We start from the raw sequence: 21,640 nt of genomic DNA, 5'->3' as shown, positions 1-21,640 counted from the left end.
TAAACTCATTCCATGTGTGGAATCGTTGGATACATTGGCCCTCAGTCTGTCGTCCCCGTCATTATTGAAGGTCTTCGCCGCCTCGAGTACCGCGGTTACGACTCCGCCGGCATCGCCGTAGCCGGAGGCCCCAGCGGCCTCGAACTCCGCCGCGCCCCCGGCAAGCTCCGCAACCTTGAAAACGTCATCCGCGACTCCCCCATCGACGGCACCTTCGGCATCGGCCACACCCGCTGGGCCACCCACGGCCGCCCCACCGAAGAGAACGCCCACCCCCACCGCGACGGCTCTGGAACCCTCGTCGTCGTTCACAACGGCATCGTCGAAAACTACCTCGCCCTCAAAAAAGAGCTCATCGCCAAAGGCCACAAGTTCGTCTCCGAGACCGACACCGAGATCATCGCCCATCTCATCCAGGACGCCTACGAAAACGGCGAGCCGCAAGTCATCGGACACGGCCGCGCACAAACCGCCAGCCCCTACGCCGCCAGCGAATCCGCCAACGAATCCGAAGCCGTCGTCACCACCCTCCACCCCGACGGCACCCGCCCCACCATGTCCCTCGAAGAGGCCGTCCGCCGCGCCGTCAAGCGCATCACCGGAGCCTTCGCCATCGGTGTCCTCTCTGCACTCGAGCCCAACAAGCTCGTCGCCGCCCGCATGGGCCCGCCCGCCGTCATCGGCATCGGCGACGGCGAATTCTTCCTCGCCTCCGACGTCCCCGGCATCCTCCACCACACCCGCAACATCCACTTCCTCGCCGACGGCGAAGTCGCCATCCTCACCAAAGAAGGCGTCACCCTCACCGACTTCCAGGGCGCGCCACTCCCCCTGAAAGTCCAGCGCATCACCTGGGACCCCATCCAGGCCGAAAAAGCCGGCTACAAGCACTTCATGCTCAAAGAGATCAACGAGCAGCCCCGCGCCATCCGCGACACCACCCTCGGCCGCGTCTCCCTCGACACCGGAAAAGTCTTCCTCGAAGCCATGCAGATCTCCGACGAAGACCTCCGCAACGCCAGCCAGATCACCATCGCCGCCTGCGGAACCTCCTGGCACGCTGGCCTCGCCGGCAAGTTCATGATCGAGCGCCTCGCCCGCCTCCCCGTCGAAGTCGACTACGCCTCCGAGTACCGCTACCGCGACCCCATCGCCGACCCCCGCGCCATCGGCCTCCTCATCACCCAGTCCGGCGAAACCGCCGACACCCTCGCCGCCCAGGCCGAGCTCATCGCCAAAGGCTCCAAAACCCTCGCCATCTGCAACGTCGTCGGCGCCGCCATCACCCGCAAAGCCCAGGGCACCCTCACCACCAACGCCGGCCCCGAGATCGGCGTCGCCTCCACCAAGGCCTTCACCGCCCAGCTCACCGCCCTCTTCGTCCTCGCCCTCCACCTCGCACAGGTCCGCGGCACCATCTCCGACGAAGAATCCCTCCACCTCGTCACCGAGCTCTCCAAACTCCCCGGCAAGCTCGCCTCCCTGCTCAACATCAACTCCCCCGACGCCCCCGGCTCCTCCGAAGGCGTAGCCGCCCCCACCCGCCTCTCCCAAAATGCCCGCTTCGGCTCCACCCAAAATGTTGGTCATAACAAAAATCTGTCATTTCGACCGGAGGCGCAAAGCGACCTCTCTGGCCTTACCCAAAATGTGTCATCCCGACCGGAGCGGAGCGGAGTGGAGGGACCCCCGCATTTTGCAACCGACCGCCGCTCCACCACGCGCCAGCCCCTCTCCGCCCAGTGCGAAGAGCTCGCCCGCCTCTTCCACACCTCCGACGACTTCCTCTTCCTCGGCCGCGGCATCCACTACCCCATCGCCCTCGAAGGCGCCCTCAAGCTCAAGGAGATCTCCTACATCCACGCCGAAGGCTACCCCGCCGGCGAGATGAAGCACGGCCCCAACGCCCTCATCGACGAATCCCTCCCCGTCGTCTGCATCGCCACCAAGGACCCCAACGATCCCTCCAGCGTCCTCAAGTACGAAAAAACCCTCTCCAACATTCAAGAGGTCACCGCCCGCTCTGGCCGCGTCATCGCCATCGCCATCGAAGGCGACACCGAGATCAGCCAGCTCGTCGAGCAGACCATCTACATCCCCCAGGCCCCCGAACTACTCCTACCCATCCTCGAAGTAGTCCCCCTCCAACTCCTCGCCTACCACATAGCCGTCCGCCGAGGCTGCGACGTAGACCAACCCAGAAACTTAGCAAAATCCGTCACAGTCGAATAGGTCCTATCGCCAAAAAATTTGGGAGAACACTACTGCTCGCATTTCGATAGTGCCTGACTTAGTCACAAATGCTGGCCCCGCCGTCCTTGAGAATCGCCGCCCGTGGATCCAATCCGTTATTTTTGCGCACCCATCGGCATGGACCGGGACAGTGAGCCTTAAATGCAACCCCATCGCCATCTTCGGCCGCTAGATAGCGTTCTCGAATTCCCTTTGCATCTATGAAACTAACCTCATCAGCAATAAAAGTAATAGGACCTGCTTCAATGTCCTCACCAAAGATCCGGAAATTCGTCCCATCTGGCGAATGATCAACTTTCATTGAGAATGAAGATTGCATAAGGCTTTCCAATACGCGATCCTGTAGCGCCAAGTCTTTCTTCAATACAGCATCAATGTTTACATCGCTGAAGTTTTCTCCAGTGGCAATTAGCTTCAGCGTGCTAAGATCGCCGACTTCGTTTTCACTGATACGTTCGGGGACTCGAAGAGACTTTCCAAAGGTCTTTGAGACTGTAGCAGCATTGCTTAGAATCCTACGTATTTCTGGAGATATCCCGAGACTGGACTTGAATTCTCTGCCTTCCTGTTTCAATATCACCCCTTCTATCTCCAAACTTATTACCTCTAATTCTCCTGTCCTTTCTAATGTGTCCAAAAACTGCATCACGTTATCGAGAACCTGAACATCAGCTCCTGGCAGTATGGGTGAGAAGTTGACGCTCGCACCTTCTTCGGAGTTGAAGCGTAGGATGACCGTAATTTCAATAGGCAGATTGCCCCGACTTGATAGGGTAATTTCCCCGGTTCCAGCGCGAGTAATTTTAAATGGGACGTAACGAAGCTCTTTCAAAAAAGCTCCAGATCCAGCAACAAAACGTAGCGGAGTTTCCTTTGCTGCAAGTTGTTCCGGTATTTGCGGAGTCATATCCATCCGAATTGCGGTAGGCTCGCTTCGTTGGATAAAAGAGTTCATCAACGGAGATGAGGATTGAATCTGTAAGACATTCCCCGGTAGCAGCGAAAATGGCTGACCTGTTTCGATAGCTTTTCCTAGCGCCATTCGATCTTCTGGCCTCATCTCAACGCTGAATCTAATAGGGTCCAGATTGAAAGATTTAGGATCACGCGCAAAAAGATGCGTTGTCCTTTCCCCTTCGTTGATGGACATCACCAAACCATGCTGATGGGGAGGCATTTGACGCATTTGCACATCACCTCCGATAGTAACGATAGATTTGAGCCGAGGTTCTATATCTGTGCTGCTATCAAGGTACTGCTGTGCGTACTCCGTCATTGCTGCGCCGAGTTGTTCCTGGCTCCTACCCTCGGTGAGCGTTACGATTTTTCTGATGTCCTGCATTTTAGAAAGGGCGTGCAGCGGAAAAAAAGCATCGCGAAGTCTTCTGTTGTGCTGGAGCTCAGTAACAAAGTTGGATGCCTGGATCAGTTTGACTCGATTAGGTCCTCCATAGGCATTTACGATTCTGGTCTGGAACCACTTGTGTTCAGGCGTCCGTAGATTGATTGGAAGGCACAAAAACCACAGCGAAGGGGCGTTTTCTTTGAATGCCCTTTTGATGGACTTAAGGATCTGCTGTTGTTGCGTCTGCTTTATCCGGTTGGGAAAGTGTTTGCTCTGCCAGATGGACGGGCCGGTATCGAGTTGCCCTTGGAAACTGTCTACGCCGCCATCTCCGCCCGCTCCATCAACGCGCTTAATTTCGGCTCCAGGATACTTAGCCACTAAATACTGGTGGACAAACGACTCAAACTCTTCTTTACCTAGTCCTCTAAGTTGCTGTTCAATCTCGTTCACTCGTCTCCCTAACTGCTCCACTGAATAATAAAACCAGAGAAAATACTACATCGATAGATATGAGAGTAGCTGGCGGGCGGGTGGCCCACACATAAAACCAACCCACACTTTGGGTGCCCATTCATGCAGTCTCACCGCATGAGTGGGCATTCGTGCGAAAGCACGAACCGCTCCAACAAAATGCTATTCGCCGCCTGACCCCGACTCCTCATAAATCGCGTGCAACTGTTTTGCCAGCATTACAGCTGTCAACTGTTTCATCGCAGTTAGATCGATGCCGCCCTCAGCGAATGCCTGATCCGCAGCTTCTTCATTGCTCACGAGTCTCTCAAATGCGAGTAGCCAAACACTACTCTCCATGAGAATATGAGCGAAAAGCCCGCATATGTCTTAGTGCCAGTCAAGCGCTTTCGACACAGCGGCCGGGAGGACAAGAGTGTCTTTTCTATCGATTCTATCGACGACAAGCCGCAGACTGAAGCCGGTCCGAAGGAGAGGCCCAACGATCATTCACAGAGCCATATTGTGTGTAGTGGTTACGGTTGCGTGCGCTGTTCCAACATTAGCCCAGTTCGAGCAAGAGGGTGAGGTCGGCTACCACTCAGTTGCTTGCATCAAGGTAAAGCCGGAGAAAGCCAGCGAATTCCGCGCGTGGGCGGCTTCAGATTTGCATAAGTACGCGCAATCAAGGGTGGAAACAGGATTCCTGTCAGGGTGGTTCCTATTGAGATCGGTTCAGCCTCAAGGCACATCTGCAGAGTGCGACTACCTGGAAATTTCAATGTATCCCACCACACCGCCCGAGCCCCTCAGTCCTGAGGCACTGGACGAGGTGCTAAAAAAGGCGCGGCTCACAATGACCGGACAGCAATTCATTGATCGCCGCGATTCCCTTGCCACACTTGTCTCGAACAGCCTCTTCCAGAATCGCGCCTCAGTGGGAGCTTCTCCTAAGATAGGAAACTATCTGGTAGTGAATTACATGAAAGCAGTGAACGTTGATGATTGGATTGCTTTTGAGAAGGAGGTCTGGCGACCGGTCGCCGAGGCAATGGTAAAAGATGGTAAAAGAACAGGCTGGTCGCTCAACGTACAGGTTCTGCCTGGGGGCGCCGATTTGAAATTCCAGGGAGTGGCGATAGATGTGTACCCACGTTGGGACGACGTCTTCAAAGCCGACCCGCAGGCGAGTGAGCGTTTTAAGAGGGTGCATCCAGACAGGGAGTTGGGAGCGACCTTCGGGCAGTTCCAAAAGCTGCGTACCCTCGTTTCAGTCCAATTGTTCACTGCAATCGACGCGGTGACACCGATAAAGTAAGCCAAGCCAAAGGCCCCGAGGCATCCGGGCGGGTGGCCCATACCTACTCTCGGGTGCCCCATATCTCGATTCTGAGATGTGGGCATTCGTGCGAAAGCACGAACCGCATCTAACCCACAATCTGGCGGGTGCCCATACATTAACCACCCCACAAACTTGGGTGCCCCATTCATGCAGTCTCACCGCATGAGTGGGCATTCGTGCGAAAGCACGAACCGCCTTCCCTCCCAAGCGGATAAAATCCGTCCATGCCCTCAGGCTTAGAACGACGGCGGGTGGCCCATACATAAAACCAACCCACAACCTTGGGTGCCCCATTCATGCAGTCTCACCGCATGAGTTCGTGCGAGCCTGGGAGCCGGGAGAGGACATGTGATCGGCACTAACCCTGCCCTCAGAAACAAAGCCAGAATTCCCAAAACGGGAAGCCCAAAAATAAATCTCAAAACCTGGCGCATTTTTCCATCCCGGAAAAATGACTGCCAAAACACCACGTCTACCACGCATTCCACCACGTTCTCACCACGAAAAAACCACCTCAAAACACTCTTTGTTCGCAAAATACCCTGAAAAACACCCCAACTCCCCGCCCAGAAAAAAATCTGAGCAAGCCGATGAATAGGCTTTCGATGATTGCCGCTCTTCCACTCTGGACGCGGATGTATGCCGTGGCTCGGCCTTCTTTGTTCGGTGAGTCAGCGGAAGCCGTCATGCGTGCGGAAGTGATAGCTTATTGGATACCGGCCACTCGGAGAGCCACTGTGCGATGCGCCACGACCACAATGCTCGCGGCTCCGATGATTGGGTAGGATCATTACGTTGGTCCGCTTGGGATTGCGGGCACAACGAGGGGGCTGGAGCGGCGATCAAGCTCGCAGTCAAGAATGGTTTGTCATATCCGGTTCCGATCCTCGAGGCGTGGCCGTCAAGAAAGCTGCCAAGAAGGCCGCTAGGTAGACGATGACTCCGTTTTTGCTCGTGAAAGCAATAAAACATTCAAGAGGTCTTCGATCCTGAGTTGCCCCTCTGCTGTGTTCCCGTTTTGTGTGGAGTTGACGCTTTTGACAGGAAAGGAGAGCTCAAAATGCCAATAAGCGTTCCCACATCTCCCATTGGACAGCCACATGACCCAACGTTGCGGAAGAAGCGGATCGTTCAAATCGAGTTAAAAGTTTCGCTGATGCCCTTGGGCGCGCGCGCTAAGTCGCCATCTGCGTTTCGATTCACCACACCGGACGGCGGGCATATTGCGGGGCTGCACGAAATTGTGCAGGAGCACGAGATGCATTCGGCTTATCCGGCAATCCAGCTGCGCTATCCCGGGAAGCTGAGACGACGGAAGAGAGGAGAAAAAGCGCGGCTCAGCCGATTTTGTGCATTTGCACTTTCCCGCGCATGCGGATGTGGAGGAGATCGTGCGCAGGCTGCGCTCATTGCCCGAAGTGACGCATGCGACAGAGTACTTCGGATTCTCGGCGCCATCAGGAGCTGGTCCTGGGCTCGTGGCGCCTGTGTTTCCCGCGGATCCACTCCTGGGGACAACGGATCAGGTCACCGATCCTGAGCAACAGTGGTACATCTTTCGGTGCAAGATTGACGGCGCATGGACGCGGGTTTCGGGAGCCGGAGTGGTGATTGCGGATGTGGATAAAGGTTTTTTTCTGGGACACGAAGACCTGATCAACCAGGTCGAGCGAACGTACAACGCATGGGATGGCACGACAAATGTTTCCGCGGGAGCAACGGATCATGGGACCGGTGTGCTTGGTCTGGCAGGTGCGGAGAGCAACACGGTTGGGATTGCCGGCGTGGCGTTTAGCGCCAAACTCTGGGCAATTCAACACAACACCGGCACCGGGCAGGAGCTTCAAGGCAACTCACTGGCGAGCGCAATCGATTGGGCAGCGCTACAGGATTCGGGTGGCAGGCGAGGGTGATCAACGTAGAGGCACAAACGCCTCTTCCAGCCCTTGGCAACTGTGAGCAGGATACCCTGTAGCTACGGTGATCCAGAATGCCATCAGCAAAGGTTGCGTGGTGTGCGTAACGGCGGGAAACGGAGGGCGGGATGCGGGCCTCGCGGACGATGGAGCGCCGATACCGCCTACCGGGTCCATCCTGGTGGGCGCAACGGCCTTTGACCCGGTTGACAATCCGCGCGCGATCGCGCCGGGACTGCCGAGCAACTATGGAGACCGGATTGTTGTGAGCGCGCCAGGGGGACGCCATGCACGACCTTACCTGCCGGAATCTCAGTCCCTCGGACTACACGAACCGATTCGGTGGGACCTCAGGGGCAGAGCCAAAATTGCGGGGACGATTGCACTGATCCTCGAGGCTAATCCCACATTGACGCACGAGGATGTGAAGACGATTTTAACCACGACCGGGATCCATCTTCGAGACGATGACACACAGAGGGATCGTGAGGGTGATGATTCTCGCGCCGGCTGCGCTCTGCACATCGCATGTCGCGGTGGCGCAGGGCGCAGCCGGCGGGGGAACCTCAGCTGGAGCGGCATCGATTCCGGCCAGCAGCGGAACCTATTCCATTGAGTCCGAGATTCTTGCATATAAGGCGCTTCGTGCTAACAGCACTGAGATAGCAGGCGAAGTCGTGGCGCTGCGTGGCTCCTACAAAGATGCCCAAAATAATGACCAAGGCCGGAACCTGATCCTAGTGCCTTCGTCATCGACAGCCGTGCCGGCGTTTCAGCTTTGGCGGTCGCACATGCTGATCGTACGCAATTTCCTCAAGCAGGCAAATGATCTGCTACAGGGAGGAGATGGCTGCCCGACCGGCCCTCCGGCAGCTGGAGCTGCTGCGCCGAGCTTTGCCGGATACACAACCGCGATCGGGGAGGGCGTGACGGCCTTGCAGAGCATCCTCTCGTTGTTTACCAGTAGCCAGAGCGTGAACGAATTTACCGGTACGATCCAGGACCAGGCGCTCATGCTGGCTGTTGCGCGCTCTTTAAAAAAGAGCGATGTAACGATTTTGACTCCTGACATCTATGGGCCTTCGACGATTGCTGCAATCGACTCAAACAGCTATCCGTTCATCTCAATCCTCGGTACCCTTATCGACCAGCACAGCGCGTTGCAGAAGGCTTACGTCTGCAATGCGGTGGCCGCGACGGCGGCCGGGCAGCTGCAACAGACCGAGATTGCGCGGGAAACCGACTACGCGAAGCTGGCAACGCTCAGCAACGCCGATGTAGCCAAGGCCCGGTCAATTCTGGACGATATTGCGATGCAAGCGGCATATTAGCCTTCCTGAGACAGAGAATTGGACTGCCACCGGATGACCTCGCAAAGATCACCACGGACGAGGAGGACATCGTCAGTCAGGTACAGATTGTCGGAAACCTGGGAGGCGCCGCTAAGCCAAGGAGCGACGCGCTCGGGATAATTCACAGCGATGACGTGGATATTTCAAACCGCGAGTTGCCGGTGATCACTCAGATCAACCTAAAGGTAGCGCGGGTCATGAGCTTAGTGACGGGGATCGAGTCGTATCTCGCCGGGCTGACTGGTGGGTCGATTACGCTGACACCTCCAGCGGCGCCTTCGTTCACAAACTGCTTCGCCGTCGCAAGACCGATGCCGCTATTACCACCGGTTATGAGTGCAATTTTCCTTCAAGCTTGCCCATGTCGTTCTCCTTTGGTAGTCATCTATAGCTGTTACTTGTTCGCTGTGCTTTGCGAGCATCACATGCAGCGAATGTCATCGAGGTAGACGCGTTCTATGCACACTCCGCTTCGAAGCAAGAACTCCAGGAGGCTGCAGTTGCCGACGGACAGGCCGTTTCGCTAGGCCGCGTGCAGCGCTGCGACACCAAGAAGGGCAAAAGATCGTACGCTGACCAGTATCTGAGCCTATGGCACCGAGATAATCCAGGCGACGGCTGCACCATGGCAGCACTGGGGCAGGAGGTGGCTCGCTCGACGCCTGAACTCAAAGGAGTGTTCGAGCAGGGGCTTGAGGAATATCTCTCGGCGATGGGTGGGAACTGGAAAGAAGCCATCTTTCAAATCGCCGCGATGATCGGTGGCGTCGTGCTGGCTCGCGCCGTACAGGACCCGCAGTTCTCTGACGAGATTCTTATGAGTGTCCGACAGAAGCTCAGCTGATCGAATCCGAATTGAGAACGCGACCACGTGTGCCGAGTCACCGTGCACTGCTCGAACTCAATCAAGGGCTTTCTAACTGATGCAATGAGCGCTAAATCGACGAGGCGCTCGTCGAGCATTCCAGATGTATCGGATGATCTCCAATCTTCCGGGTTACGGGCTATACGGAAGTAAACTGACGAGCCGACTCACAGGACTGAGGCTATTTTCGTCTCAGTTCGGTGCTGGGCTGGCGATCTGCTCCGCGACTCCTATATGAAGCGTTCGACTAAGTTGCACAAGGGTTTTGGCAAGGATTTCATTCACGGAGTTGCCGAGAGATAAAGTGTAAGATCCTGCATCGGCCTGCCAGTCACCGGCCTTCGTATCGAAGTATGCAAAGCTGCGAGGGTCGAGTTCAACCGTCACGTGCTTCCGCTCACCTGGGTCTAGTTCTACCCGAGAGAAGCCCTTCAACTCTTCAGCAGGTCTTGGTACGGATGGGTTCTTCTGCGAGACGTAGAGTTGCGCTACAGTCGCGCCGGCCACCCTGCCAGTATTCTCTACATCGAAACTCGCCAGAACATGACCATCCGCATTCGATGTTGTTTTAAGATTAGACATGGCGAAGGTTGTATACGAGAGCCCATAGCCAAACGGAAACAACGGTGCCGTCCCACTGTGCTCATAGCCGCGATACCCAACGAAGATTCCTTCCCGGTATACGATCCTGTTCGTGCCTGGGTCGGGATAGTAGTGAGCGAAGCTGGGGTTATCGGCGATGCGACGTTCCCAGCTGATCGGCAGGTGACCCGAAGGATTGACATCACCGAACAACAGTCTTGCGAAGGCATCTCCGCCCTCCTCCCCGGAGTACCACGTCGCGAGGATGGAACGAACCTTGTCCTTCCAAGGCAGCACATCAACGCTCCCACCTGCGGTGATCGTCACAATCGTGTTCTTGTTGACTGCTGCCACCTGCTCAATCAACTCCTGCTGACCGAGGGGAAGTTCAAAGCTGCGATCTCCACCCTCAGACTCCGAGGTATTGTCGAATCCAACGGCGAGCACAACCACGTCAGCCATCTGAGCCATCTTGATTGCGTCCGGGTCCACAATTGTGGCCAGACTGACGATACCCATGCTCACCCCAATGGACGAAGCTCGGCGCTGAGCATATACCTCTAGCACTACCTTGTGGGATACCTTAGTGAGATCTACCGTGGTCTGATTGAGGATGTACTTTGGGATGGTGACATTATCGAAGGTCAGTCGATCATCAATATAAAGACGGAAGCGACCATCCGTATGCACAGAAACGGCATGTAGCCCGGCCTGCTCAGGTGTGTAATAGCCAGTCCAACGATCCGACTCAGAAGGAACGACGAAATCAGAGCCCTTGTGTGAGTAAAAGGCGTTGATCTCCTGCTCCTCAGGCCTGCGATGTGCGCTCCCTGGGACAATAGCGACGGGCTCAATTGTGGTCGAACGTACCGGGCCTTGCAAATTGAGCTGAGAATAGTGCTCAACGGTAAGACCTGCTTGCTCTCCATCGCTTGTCGTCGTGAAATGAGTCAGGCGCGCGAACTGGTCCAGCGTGTACATCCCCCGAGCGTATAAGGTCTTTTTCTCGCCACCAAATATATTGCTGATTCCGGTAATAAGATTCGTATTCGCGAAGCTCACTACTTCGCCGCTGCCGCCCCCAGTCGTGAGGGTTTGCGCCGCAGTGGGACCGATGACCGCAATCGTTTGCACCTTAGTCCGGTCGAGCGGGAGAAGATTTGCCGTGTTCTGCAATAGAACTGTCCCTTCCAACGCAGCTTGCAGCGAGACCGCTCTGCCCTGCAGATTGTAACGAGGAATGCCCAGGTCTTTTGCTGGATGATCTAGCCACCCAAAGGTCGCTGCTACGCGCAGAATTCGCCGGACTTTGTCATCGAGCGTGGTCTCAGAGATCGTTCCATTTGCCAGATGCTGTTTGATCTTTTCGCGAGAGAAATACACCCCAAAGGGCATCTCGAGGTCGAGTCCGGCATTCGCCGCGGCGACGGTGTCATGAACTGAAGTCCAGTCCGACATCAGAACCCCCGGAAACTGCCATTGTTGCTTGAGAACCTCCAGATCGAGCGGACGGTTTTGCGTCATGTGATCGCCATTTGTGATGTTGTATCCGTCCATCACTGCGCCCACGTGCGCTTCTTTCACCGCCGCCTCGAACGCCGGCATGTAGATCTCGCGCAGGGAACGTTCATCGATGACCGAATCGCTGTCATAGCGAAGATACTCGGAGTTGTTTCCGAGATAGTGCTTTACCGTGGCTGCCACTCCCTCACTCTGAACGCCGCGAATATAACCAACTGCCATCCTTCCGGCGAGGAACGGGTCTTCTCCGAAATATTCGAAGTTCCGACCGTTCATCGGAGCACGATAGATGTTTACGCCAGGCCCGAGCAGAAACACTGCACCGCGAGATCGAGCGTCCCGACCCAATTCGCGGCCGAGACGTTCAGCCAACTCTGGATCCCATGTTGCAGCTAATCCGATGCCCGCAGCATACGCGATAGTAGGCGCTGGTATGTGTGCCCCTACAGGTCCATCGGCCATTTGGAAGTAGGGGATGTTCAATCGAGCGATGGCGTGAGTGCGAAAAGGGGTATCGCCGCTGATGAGGTCAATCTTCTCATCCGTCGTCATCCGTTCGAGCAGGTCGTTCACCCGCGCTTCCATGGCATGACTATCTGGAGCGGGAGCTTGCGAAAATGCAGCCACTCCTGGAATCCACAACGGGCAGACAAGACAAAAAAGGATCAGGACAGTGCGGTTCCCGGCTCTCATCAAAAATTGGCCTCACTCAGGGTTCGTTGTTCGACATCCTCGAACGTGATGGAATTATCCCAGACTTGAGGTACGTGGGGACAGAGACTGTTTGCTCGGGTACTGCGGAAACACTCGGCAGCGGGTATGCACGAGACCGCGTATCGGAAAAACCCGCGTCGATTCGCCAGTCCGAGTACAGGTGAACGCGCATCTCTGTACCGGTCGGTCAACGTCCGAGTTGCCGACCAACCGGGAACTACTCCATTCGTGGATTGCGCGGACAAAACAGATAGAGACTTGTCATCCGTCTGCGAAATTCGTGATCGATTTTGCGCGCGCCAAGTCCTACGCGCCGAGCTCTTTAGCATCACCAACGCCCCCGCCTTCTCACAGCCCAACGGCAGCTTCGGCGCCGCAGCGTTTAGCAGCATCACCAGCACCGCAACCGGCCCTCGCGTCTTGCAACTAGCAATCCGCCTCAGCAAGTAACCGAGCGACGGGTTCTCCAACGTTCACCTACAAGAAAGTGGATCGCGGCTCCCAGTACTCATCTTTATCGCGAAGCGTATCTTACTCGCGTGGAGTAACCTTCCTTGCGATGAAAAAGCCGTCGCTTATCGCCGATACAGACCTTTCACGCCGCAAAAAAAGCCCTTCGAAGAAGGGTGAATGGCGGTTACAACGTTATCTTTACTGTCCATTCATGGGCATGAAGTTGAATAGGTTCCGAAGGGGGTCTGTCGTCCTATTTTTCGGATGAGGACGGACCTTCAAATACCAAAGTCATGTTTCTCATGTGAATTGATTCGAGAGTTTCGACTGTTCCCTGGACTTTGGTATCCAATGCCTCGTTCTTATTGCTCTCCACGACAAGTTGGGCCGGTACCGTCGCGAGGACCTTGTGGTTTTGCGTAAACGTGACTTGAGTGTTGGGTCCGGTACCTGTCCATGTCACGTTGTAATCACCCGCGGCAAGCTGGGTGTTTCCAGCTTTCATCGGCTCGGGAATGTTCACTGTTTGGGAGTTCCTGCCCGCAAAAGCGGGGGCAGAAAGGAGTGTGAGCATCATTGCGAAACCAAGAGATCGCTTCATAGGTGTGTCCTCCAACGCCTTACAGATTTCCCTTTCGGGTCTGGCATTGAGAGAAGTACACCATGTTCAGTCGCCACTGAACCTTAAGAATTCTTAAGCCCGAACTGAAGAGATCGGCAGTGACACGTATCGTCAATCCTGCATGGTCGCTTTGAAAAACGGAATCCTAATTCGAACGCGCAGACCAGGCAATGCATTCTCTGCAGTGATCGTGCCATGATGCACCTGCACGGCCCGTTTTGCGATCGATAAGCCGAGCCCTGATCCTCCGCCCTGTGCGTCACGTGCCTCTTCAGCCCGGAAGAATGGATCGAATATCCTTGTAAGTGTGTCTTCAGGAACACCCGATCCGTAGTCACGAATTGCGATCTCCGCAGCGTTTGGATCTCCAACGAGGAACACATCAATTGTTGATTGTTCCGGCGAGTAACGAATCCCGTTGCGCATGACATTCTCGATCGCACGCCGCAGCAACTCACGATTGCCAAGAATTTCGCCGGCGGGCGAACCATTCAATGCGATACGACAACCCCGAACCTCAGCCTCCAAAGTGCTATCGCGAATGACTTCATCGAGAACCTCTCCGAGGCTCACAATCTCTAAGCCCTGGGCCTCAGGGTCGCCTTCGACGAGAGTGATCTCCACGATGCCAGCCACAAGCGAGGCGATTCGGTCCACATCGCGGTCTATGCGATCAAACGCCGCGTCGGTGTCCGTGGATTTTCTGCCCAACTTAGCGGCGAACTTTAACCGCGCTAACGGCGATCTGAGTTCATGGGATATGTCCGCGAGCAGTCTTCGCTCACTTATGATCATTCGCTGCAGGCGTTCGCCCATTTGATTGAACGAAGCACCTAGCTGTCCAATCTCATCCTGCCGTTTGCTAGGCACGCGAACAGATAGATTGCCTTGTCCGAAGAGCGCAATAGAGGCAGCTATCCTGCGGATCGGCGACACCACTGCAACCGAGGCCAGCCAACACAGAACGCCCGTGGCACCGAGCACCAGAAAATAGTACGGTAGAAACGTCCAAATCTGCGGACGGCTAGGCTGGCCTACTGCTGCAAACCAATACCGGCCGTCCTCGGATCGTTGCGCTGCGACCGAATGGCCACCGGTCCGGATGCGCCATTTGGACGCTGGATAAGGCGGTAACAGCTCTGCCTTACTGCCGCCGCCTATGAGATCGATACCATTTGCGTCGAGTAAATAATGATGTGCCCCAGAAATACGATCCAGGCCTGTCAGATAGTTTGCCAGCGCCTTCTGGCCGTCGTTGTTCAATATTCTGCTCGCGGTCTCCAGTTGGAGTTCGTCTAAGCGGTCATAAACAGGATCGAAATGCTTCCTCTCCAGACGAACTGAGATCTGTCGAAATACGAAGAACGACAGCGACAGCGTGCCCACCATCGCGAGAAAGACGGCGAAATAAAGAGACCTTGTTGGCGACAACCTAAGCCGCTCGCGCAAAGACATAGCCGACTCCCCGAATCGTGCGAATCAGACTTCGACCGCCCTCCAGCTTCTTGCGCAAATGGCTTATGTGGACGTCGAGAATGCGATCATACGGTGCTGCTTTGCGTTCGAACAGAGCCAGAGTTAATTCATCTCGCGAGACGACACGTCCTGCAGAGCGCATCAGTATCTCCAGTAGGTCGAACTCCATTTCAGTCAGTTCTGCGGGCGATCCCGCGATCCACACTTCGCGCTTAGTTGCATTGATTCGGATGTCACCGATGGTTACATCTTTGCTGCCTTTCGTAGCATCAGTGCGGCGCAATACCGCGCGGATCCGTGCCTGGAGCTCATCTGGATCGAAAGGCTTCGGAAGATAGTCGTCAGCACCCGCATTCAGCCCAAGAATCCTGTCGTGGTGCTGGACACGCGCCGTCAAAAGGATTACAGGGACGTCCTTTCTGCGTCGCAACTGTTGCAGCACACTGAAGCCATCAATGACGGGGAGCATGACATCGAGAATCACCAGATCATATGTTCCGCTGGCCGCAGAGGCGAGCCCTCGGCGGCCATCATATTCGCAGTCCAGGCGATGTCCGGCTCCGGCAAAAAACTCCTTCATCATCCCGCATAACTCTCTGTCGTCATCAACGACCAACAGCGATAGCTGCGCGTCTTTTTCCGCAGTCTCCATCGGCTATTAAGCCTCGCACGTTTCAAATGCGCGGCAACCTACCTTAAGGTAGCAACCCAATTCGCGGCCTGTCTACCACGACCTGGACCTCGCCCTCGTAAACACGCACCAAAGGCGACCTTCAGCCCTGGGGATTGTCTTCTTGTCCACCTGCGAGTAGATCCGCAGATTCGAAAAGGTCGACTGGGAAGGGACGGACGTGGAGCCGGATGTGAAGGTGAAGGCAGCGGATGCACTTGAAACGGTAGGTTTCTCCGAGGTCGCGGTAGTGTTTTGAGCGGATGACGGGCAATTCGGAAGTAATTACGCTACTTCTTGATTGCCGGTAGACCGAAAATCGGCTCAACCTATCCGATGCTGCTTTGTCTCTTTAGCGGACTTCCGGCGCGTCTCAAGTCTCGTGCATAGTCGGTTTAGCATGCGTCTTCCCGGTTCGGGGTTGCCGGTGATGAGGTATGCGAGAACTGCTCCCTGAAAGGACTGGAGTACCTCCTCCACCGCGTCCTTATTCGGCAGATACCTCAATAGCAGCTCAACCCATAGGCGCTGTTGCTCTCGGTAGAAGGATTTAGCCCGTGGAGAACCGTTCCATGCTCGTCGTGAGAGGTCCATGACTAGCAACAGGACTCCCTTGGACTCAGGATTCGTCGTCCTGTCCCAAAGTGCATTGAGGACTGTCTGTGCGGCGATTCCGGCCGGAAAACTTTCTGGAGCGAACTGGGCACGCAGTCGGTTCTCCAAAAGCGTCATCGCTCGTTCTTCAATGGCCTCTCGCCCTCCGAAGTAGTGCACCAGCATGCGCTTACTGATTCCAACGGCGCTCGCCAGCTGATCCAGGCTCAGGTCGAGTGTTCCAGACCGGATGAAGGCGCCGAGGCAGCTCTCGATGAGGTCGCTATGGTCCGTTGTTTCCTTTTTCGCCACTTGATCTCCAGAATGTACCATGTGGTACATTAACGGCGTGTACCAGGTGGTACATCCATCCTATCTCTGAGGGACTCCTGATGAAAACACAAGACAGTGTCGTCCTAATTGTCCTCGGCCTCATTATTTGGATTCTCGGTTCGGCCTACTACGCCTACCGCGGTCCCTTCGTCCTTGAGACAACAAGCCTGCGTTACTGGATCAGCTTCTTCATTTCGCCGTTAGTAAGTGCGATCATCTGCATCGCTATTCTCAAACTGCGTCACGTGCCGCCGTCTGCTTGGACTTCCGGTATGCTCCTCCTCGCGATTCCAGGGATGATTGGAGAGGCCGTCGTTCTCTCTCACCTATCGACATTCATGCCAAGGATTCAGGCCTCATCGGGAGGCCGCTACGGGGCTTTTCTATTCGCTGCATATGCGCTTGTGCTTGGAATAGCAGAAGTGGTCACATTAAGGGCGAACCCATAGCGGCCTTAGCAAAGGTCAAAAGCCTGCCCAGCAGAATCACTAGTTCCTGAATGACCGGCATCAATGTAAGTCAGTGTCAAGGGGACGCTGATCCTCAGTCGGGCTATCAGATTCAGGTGGACGGGAGTCCGGCATCTTCGGCGGGACCAGTGCGGCCGCGCCACTGTGGGCAGGCCTCATTGCCTTGATGAATCAGAAGCTCGGACAGCCCGTGGGTTCCTGAATCCCAGGCTGTACTCCATCGCTGTTACCCAAGCAATGCGACATCACCAATGGCAACAATCGTGCCTTTAAAGCCGGGCAAGGAGGGGATGCATGTACTGGACTCGGATCGCCGAACGGCGCACCGTTGGCCGCGGTACTTAGCCAGCCGTCCCCACAAATGCAGTCTGGACAGGAAGCAGGACACTCCGGATAGTTCATTCAGTTCGTTCCGTTAAGTATTCTCCTATCCGTTTCCACGCATCATAATGACCAGCAATCAGGAGGATTTATGCATACATTCTCTCTCCATTTTCGTCACGAATCTCCAGACGGTCCATGGATCGCCTCATGCCCCGTTCAAGCCGATCTGGAGGGCTTTAGCGGACTGACACGTAGTTTCGCCAGCGAAGGAGCAATGGTAACCGCTCTCGAGGCTGCCGGCGTAAAAATTGATCGGTCGAGAAAGGCTTTGGACGAAGTTCAGAACGGCCATGCGTCGTCCCTGGAAATTAGCCAGAATGAGGCACAGAAGCTCGGCATTCTTCACACCGATTCGCCGGAGTAGCCCATCCTCGCAGCTCTGTCTCACTATTCCGTGTGAGCAGCAAACGCCTATCGCCTGGGATAGTCACCTAAACCCTTATCCGTGGGTTCCTAATGGATCCGCGCAGTGGGTTGGTTCACACCCTCGAGCTTTTAGTGACGACCCTTCTGTTTAACCATTCTCCGGGTTCGGTCCAGCCAACATAGGGCAAGTCTTGAGGAGGAACAATCTTGTCGTAGGGGTTATCGTCAATCGGATCCGGCTTGCGATTGAACGTCGTGTAGGAAGTATCCACCCCCTCATGGATACGAAATTCATTGAGGTAGGTACCATCGGCCGGATTCAAATCTCCACTGCCATGATTCTTCGGGTCAGTATCGTGATACGCCACTCCTTCGCCTCCCAGGTCGTAATAGGCGCACAACACCCGACCTGGTATCTTCTGTGGGCCGGCTTGATAACGGCTGTCGTGATAGGGCACGCCCTTATACTGGCTCAAAAATGACTGAGAAAACGCAGTCGTCGCTAGCATCGACGCGGCGAGAAAACATGAGAAGAGGACTCTCCGGTTCATTCTTCAACTCCCGTCAATACCGGTCAAATGACCTTAAAAAGTTCGATCCCGTGCGCTTTTCCGAGATTGCCCGAGTACTTCTTGTCTGTTCCATTGTTCCAATGCTCAAATACCCCAAGGCTGCGGCATCGGATGCCATCGCGCTCTGGATCATAGAGCGTCTTGGAAGGTGGATCGTTTGCGAGAGCTGCTTCGCGCAAGTATTTGTCTGCGTTCGCGATATCCACGAGATCGGGCCATTCCGAAGTTAGGAAGTCGAAGCCCACCGAATCGATGGCCACGCCGTCAAGTGACGTGAAGATGCTGCTCGGCCAGGCATCGTTGAACGGCGCCATCTTCCACTTGCGACGAGGCGGACCATCCGCATTGTCGCTGCCAGAGAGCCCGTCGACGAGAAACAGAATGGTTTTCTCGCCGAGATCCTTATGACCCAAATAATCTACAAATGCAGCGTAACTTGCCGAGCCGTCAACGTTATGGCGAAAACCATCGTGCGCATTCTTGTGCCAGTCGGGGTTGATGCTTGTAGCCCCGAACAGATTCTTCGCGCAGAGCGTCACACCAGAGCTAACATGTCCTTTCAATAAGGCCGCATCGACCAAGTAGGAGCATCGATGACTGTGGTATCAAGCCCCGAAGCGTTCACCATCCAAAACAAAGGGCTCTCGGCTATTGGACCAACGGGAAGCGGTCTGGGCTACGGAGGAGGGACCGCTGGAATCGGAAATAGCCTGGCAATTAGGTTTGATATCCATAACAACTCCGGCGAGGGAACTAACTTAACCGGGTTCTATCCAGATGGGGCATCGCCAACGATACCCGCTATCGATCTGACACCTTCCAATATTGTCTTGATCAGCGGGGACGTTATACATTCGCATGTCAGTTACGACGGTGCAAATCTTACACTGCTAACTGACGCTACAACATCTGCAAGCTTTATTGCGACGTATGCTGTGAATATAGCCAGCGTAGTTAGTAGTACAACAGCTTACGTTGGTTTTACAGCATGAACTGGTGCTTCAACCATGAACGCGAACATCCTTGACAGGACTTATCACAACTAGCAGATGCAGGGCCCAGCGTTAGTCGTGATCGTGATCGTGGTCGCCGTGGCCCATGCTACTGATCTGCCTGCTGCGTCCGTCGCGATTGAGGTCCAGGAAGGAAATGAGATTTCCCAAGGTTTGATAGTGCTCTCGTTCATCAGCGATCACTTCCTTGAGAATCGCGACGCTTGGTTCATCGCCGAGCGCCTGGCGCAGGGCGAGGTTCACTCCGCCTATCCGTGTCGCCAAGGATTCGGCCTGTCCAGATTCACTCCCCGTTTACTTGGGCACTTGTCCACCGAGTTCCAGAATGCGTTCAGCCCAAAGGCCGGCATGATGCTTTTCTGCAGCGGCCAGACACGTGAAGCGTTCCGCCGCTGTGGATTTAGTCTCTCCTTTGGCCAGCGCCGAGTAGGTGTAATGGCCTTCCATCTCCGCCTGCCAGTTGGCCTCCAGCGCTGCGAGTAGTCTCTCATTGTCCGAATCGGTCTTCGCCTCTCCCTCGGGCCTGAGCAAATATCAATATTTTGACTACCTATTCGATTGTTGATTTCTTCCCCAATCAAGAAGATCCCGCCATGGGTGCCCCTCACGTCCGTAACAGACTAGTCACAAAAGACATTTTTGCAAACTGGAATTTTAGAGATGTTGATCGATGTACAATTACCGGCATTCCTGAGTCAGCGAGGGATAGATAACGTGCTGATAATACTCCGGAGCATTGCACTCAAGAGTTTCGGCCGAATCGTTGCTGTGGCCTTGGCCACATGTGCGTATACATCGGCTCAAACCAAAGCAGGCCCGGTAGACCCCGGCGTGCGCGGTGGCGTGGCCGGTGCCGGCGATCCGCTCAAGGGCCTTACTGCGGATGAAGCTGCGTTCTTCCAGGATGGAATGACGAGGTTCGCTCAAGTCGAGGCCGTGAGCAAAGGCGCGAACAACGGCCTCGGGCCCCGCTTCAACTCAAACCAGTGTCTCTCCTGCCACGCGCAGCCGACTGCAGGTGGATCGAGCCCTTCGCAAAATCCCCTGCTGGCAGTTGCCACCTTGAATGGCGCGAAGAACACCGTGCCCTGGTTCATCACGCAAAACGGTCCTGTCCGCGAAGCGCGATTCAAACGGAGCCCCAGCGGAGCCAGCGACGGCGAGGTGCACGATGACTTCGTGATCACCGGGCGAACCGACGCCCCCGGTTGCACCATCGCGCAACCCGACTTCCTGCCCGCGGGAGATCCGCTCACTGGCCAGCATGGCAATCGGAATATAATCTTCCGAATCCCGACTCCCCTCTTTGGCGCAGGGCTCATAGAATCGATCCCCGACTCAGCCATTCTTGCCAATCTGGCGTCCGATGCAACCACGAAGTCGTCCCTGGGTATCTCCGGCCATGCGAATGCACACCTGAGCGGAAATGTGAACCTCAGTGCAAACGATGGCACCATCACCCGTTTCGGCTGGAAGGCGCAGAACAAATCCCTCCTCATGTTCGCGGGCGAGGCCTACAACGTCGAGATGGGAATCTCGAACCAGCTCTTCCCGCAAGAGCGCGACGAGACGCCCGGCTGTCGCTTCATCGCCACTCCCGAGGACACGCTCAACTTTACGACTGCTTCGCCTACCACCGGATCCCCGACCACCGGCAATTCAAACACCGCAGCCCTCTCAGACATCGAAGCGTTTGCCAACTTCATGCGGATGCTGGCCCCGCCCACACCGGCTCCCGCCACCCCGTCCAGCGAAAAGGGACGCAACACGTTTGGGCAGATAGGATGCGCCCAATGCCACACCCCCTCGTTCACCACCGGCACAATGATCGCGAGCGGCTCCTCTAAAGTCCCGAGCGCCGCGCTCTCCAATCAGACCGCGAATCTTTTCTCCGACCTCCTCGTCCACCACATGGGCGAAGGTCTCGCCGATGGCATCACGCAAGGCGGTGCCGGCCCTGACGAGTTCCGAACAGCCCCCCTGTGGGGCGTCGGCCAACGTGTCTTCTTCTTGAATGATGGACGGACCACCAACTTGGTAGACGCCATCAGAGCGCACCAAAGCCGTGGCAGCGAAGCAAACAAGGTCATCGAACGCTTCAATAAACTAAGCACTCAGGAGCAGCAGGAGATCATCGATTTCCTGCGCTCGCTCTAGCAAGAACAGCACTCTCAACCCCGTTGCCAGCCGTGCACTCAAAGCTCGTCGCTTGGCTGCAAGCAGCGGATTCGGTCGGCGGTCAAGGATCGCATCGGAATCGAACCAAATCGCTGAGTCGCCGGAACGTTATGGAAGAGTTGCCGACTACCCGGCGCTAATCACTGAGGGGCTCAACGCTCTGCGT

At 55.6% G+C, this 21,640-nt stretch carries 20 protein-coding genes; 9 read left to right on the top strand and 11 right to left on the bottom strand.

All coding sequences use genetic code 11. The features are described 5' to 3' along the window. Positions 1-12: 12 nt before the first annotated feature. Positions 13-2,232: a glutamine--fructose-6-phosphate aminotransferase gene (locus tag RBB81_RS08980; RefSeq protein WP_353073437.1), complete on the top strand. Its 2,220-nt coding sequence runs from the start codon at positions 13-15 to the stop codon at positions 2,230-2,232. A 58-nt stretch (positions 2,233-2,290) separates the two neighbouring features. Here the strand turns inward: RBB81_RS08980 and RBB81_RS08975 are convergent, their stop codons facing one another. Together RBB81_RS08975 and RBB81_RS08970 are read right to left on the bottom strand one after the other, a co-directional pair. Beyond that, entirely contained in the window at positions 2,291-4,051 is a 1,761-nt protein-coding gene (locus tag RBB81_RS08975; protein ID WP_353073436.1) for a hypothetical protein, read from the bottom strand. A gap of 183 nt (positions 4,052-4,234) precedes the next feature. Continuing rightward, positions 4,235-4,372: a hypothetical protein gene (locus RBB81_RS08970; RefSeq protein ID WP_353073435.1), complete on the bottom strand. Its 138-nt coding sequence runs from the start codon at positions 4,370-4,372 to the stop codon at positions 4,235-4,237. Between the two features lie 211 nt (positions 4,373-4,583). Here RBB81_RS08970 and RBB81_RS08965 point away from each other — a divergent pair, with 211 nt between their 5' ends. The 4 genes from RBB81_RS08965 (at position 4,584) to RBB81_RS08950 (ending at position 9,505) form a co-directional block, all read left to right on the top strand. After that, positions 4,584-5,369, top strand: coding sequence for a hypothetical protein (locus RBB81_RS08965; protein ID WP_353073434.1), 786 nt, complete (start codon positions 4,584-4,586; stop codon positions 5,367-5,369). A gap of 1,415 nt (positions 5,370-6,784) precedes the next feature. Further along, on the top strand, positions 6,785-7,306 hold the full coding sequence (locus tag RBB81_RS08960; RefSeq protein ID WP_353073433.1) for a S8 family serine peptidase: 522 nt from the start codon (positions 6,785-6,787) through the stop codon (positions 7,304-7,306). Between the two features lie 470 nt (positions 7,307-7,776). Beyond that, positions 7,777-8,640 (top strand): hypothetical protein, encoded by an 864-nt coding sequence (locus RBB81_RS08955; RefSeq protein ID WP_353073432.1) that lies wholly within the window; start codon positions 7,777-7,779, stop codon positions 8,638-8,640. Between the two features lie 433 nt (positions 8,641-9,073). After that, complete coding sequence (locus RBB81_RS08950) at positions 9,074-9,505, top strand: TetR/AcrR family transcriptional regulator (RefSeq protein ID WP_183789716.1); 432 nt, start codon at positions 9,074-9,076, stop codon at positions 9,503-9,505. Between the two features lie 213 nt (positions 9,506-9,718). On the opposite strand, the gene RBB81_RS08945 is transcribed toward RBB81_RS08950, so the two are convergent. The 5 genes from RBB81_RS08945 to RBB81_RS08925 form a co-directional block, all read right to left on the bottom strand. Further along, on the bottom strand, positions 9,719-12,256 hold the full coding sequence (locus RBB81_RS08945) for a beta-glucosidase (RefSeq protein WP_353073431.1): 2,538 nt from the start codon (positions 12,254-12,256) through the stop codon (positions 9,719-9,721). A 793-nt stretch (positions 12,257-13,049) separates the two neighbouring features. Then, a complete protein-coding gene (locus tag RBB81_RS08940; RefSeq protein WP_179581601.1) occupies positions 13,050-13,397 on the bottom strand; it encodes a hypothetical protein in 348 nt (115 codons plus the stop codon). A gap of 132 nt (positions 13,398-13,529) precedes the next feature. Continuing rightward, positions 13,530-14,873, bottom strand: coding sequence for an ATP-binding protein (locus RBB81_RS08935; RefSeq protein ID WP_179581600.1), 1,344 nt, complete (start codon positions 14,871-14,873; stop codon positions 13,530-13,532). Next, positions 14,851-15,546, bottom strand: coding sequence for a response regulator transcription factor (locus RBB81_RS08930; RefSeq protein ID WP_183789724.1), 696 nt, complete (start codon positions 15,544-15,546; stop codon positions 14,851-14,853). Before RBB81_RS08930 ends, RBB81_RS08935 begins: the two co-directional genes overlap by 23 nt. A 342-nt stretch (positions 15,547-15,888) precedes the next feature. Further along, positions 15,889-16,470 (bottom strand): TetR/AcrR family transcriptional regulator, encoded by a 582-nt coding sequence (locus tag RBB81_RS08925; RefSeq protein WP_179581598.1) that lies wholly within the window; start codon positions 16,468-16,470, stop codon positions 15,889-15,891. Between the two features lie 80 nt (positions 16,471-16,550). Between RBB81_RS08925 and RBB81_RS08920 the strand changes: the two genes are divergently transcribed. Together RBB81_RS08920 and RBB81_RS08915 are read left to right on the top strand one after the other, a co-directional pair. Next, on the top strand, positions 16,551-16,940 hold the full coding sequence (locus RBB81_RS08920; protein ID WP_353073430.1) for a DUF5367 family protein: 390 nt from the start codon (positions 16,551-16,553) through the stop codon (positions 16,938-16,940). Between the two features lie 493 nt (positions 16,941-17,433). Then, the gene (locus RBB81_RS08915; protein ID WP_179581596.1) at positions 17,434-17,709 is read left to right on the top strand and encodes a hypothetical protein; all 276 of its coding nucleotides are present in this window, start codon (positions 17,434-17,436) and stop codon (positions 17,707-17,709) included. Between the two features lie 115 nt (positions 17,710-17,824). On the opposite strand, the gene RBB81_RS08910 is transcribed toward RBB81_RS08915, so the two are convergent. Both RBB81_RS08910 and RBB81_RS08905 read right to left on the bottom strand, forming a co-directional pair. Then, on the bottom strand, positions 17,825-18,262 hold the full coding sequence (locus RBB81_RS08910; protein ID WP_353073429.1) for a hypothetical protein: 438 nt from the start codon (positions 18,260-18,262) through the stop codon (positions 17,825-17,827). A 23-nt stretch (positions 18,263-18,285) separates the two neighbouring features. Continuing rightward, positions 18,286-18,864, bottom strand: coding sequence for a DUF362 domain-containing protein (locus tag RBB81_RS08905; RefSeq protein WP_353073428.1), 579 nt, complete (start codon positions 18,862-18,864; stop codon positions 18,286-18,288). A 12-nt stretch (positions 18,865-18,876) separates the two neighbouring features. Between RBB81_RS08905 and RBB81_RS08900 the strand changes: the two genes are divergently transcribed. Further along, positions 18,877-19,275 carry a hypothetical protein gene (locus tag RBB81_RS08900; RefSeq protein ID WP_353073427.1) on the top strand — a complete coding sequence of 133 codons (399 nt, stop codon included), beginning with the start codon at positions 18,877-18,879 and terminating at the stop codon, positions 19,273-19,275. A 72-nt stretch (positions 19,276-19,347) separates the two neighbouring features. On the opposite strand, the gene RBB81_RS08895 is transcribed toward RBB81_RS08900, so the two are convergent. Both RBB81_RS08895 and RBB81_RS08890 read right to left on the bottom strand, forming a co-directional pair. Beyond that, positions 19,348-19,539: a hypothetical protein gene (locus RBB81_RS08895; protein ID WP_353073426.1), complete on the bottom strand. Its 192-nt coding sequence runs from the start codon at positions 19,537-19,539 to the stop codon at positions 19,348-19,350. A 51-nt stretch (positions 19,540-19,590) separates the two neighbouring features. Then, the gene (locus RBB81_RS08890; protein WP_179581592.1) at positions 19,591-19,827 is read right to left on the bottom strand and encodes a hypothetical protein; all 237 of its coding nucleotides are present in this window, start codon (positions 19,825-19,827) and stop codon (positions 19,591-19,593) included. Between the two features lie 237 nt (positions 19,828-20,064). Here RBB81_RS08890 and RBB81_RS08885 point away from each other — a divergent pair, with 237 nt between their 5' ends. Beyond that, entirely contained in the window at positions 20,065-21,453 is a 1,389-nt protein-coding gene (locus tag RBB81_RS08885) for a di-heme oxidoredictase family protein (protein WP_353073425.1), read from the top strand. The last annotated feature ends 187 nt before the right edge of the window (positions 21,454-21,640 follow it).

The organism is Tunturibacter gelidoferens (assembly GCF_040358255.1).
In the GTDB taxonomy this organism is placed as follows: domain Bacteria; phylum Acidobacteriota; class Terriglobia; order Terriglobales; family Acidobacteriaceae; genus Edaphobacter; species Edaphobacter gelidiferens.
The sequence above is the reverse complement of the archived record's forward strand: the minus strand, read 5'-3'. Positions and strand labels throughout refer to the sequence as shown.

Coding starts and splice junctions, on each gene's coding strand:
- RBB81_RS08980 (WP_353073437.1), top strand. CDS start 13: ATGTGTGGAATCGTTGGATACATTGGCCCTCAGTCTGTCGTCCCCGTC.
- RBB81_RS08955 (WP_353073432.1), top strand. CDS start 7,777: ATGACACACAGAGGGATCGTGAGGGTGATGATTCTCGCGCCGGCTGCG.
- RBB81_RS08940 (WP_179581601.1), bottom strand. CDS start 13,397: ATGAAGCGATCTCTTGGTTTCGCAATGATGCTCACACTCCTTTCTGCC.
- RBB81_RS08935 (WP_179581600.1), bottom strand. CDS start 14,873: ATGTCTTTGCGCGAGCGGCTTAGGTTGTCGCCAACAAGGTCTCTTTAT.
- RBB81_RS08930 (WP_183789724.1), bottom strand. CDS start 15,546: ATGGAGACTGCGGAAAAAGACGCGCAGCTATCGCTGTTGGTCGTTGAT.
- RBB81_RS08920 (WP_353073430.1), top strand. CDS start 16,551: ATGAAAACACAAGACAGTGTCGTCCTAATTGTCCTCGGCCTCATTATT.
- RBB81_RS08915 (WP_179581596.1), top strand. CDS start 17,434: ATGCATACATTCTCTCTCCATTTTCGTCACGAATCTCCAGACGGTCCA.
- RBB81_RS08910 (WP_353073429.1), bottom strand. CDS start 18,262: ATGAACCGGAGAGTCCTCTTCTCATGTTTTCTCGCCGCGTCGATGCTA.
- RBB81_RS08900 (WP_353073427.1), top strand. CDS start 18,877: ATGACTGTGGTATCAAGCCCCGAAGCGTTCACCATCCAAAACAAAGGG.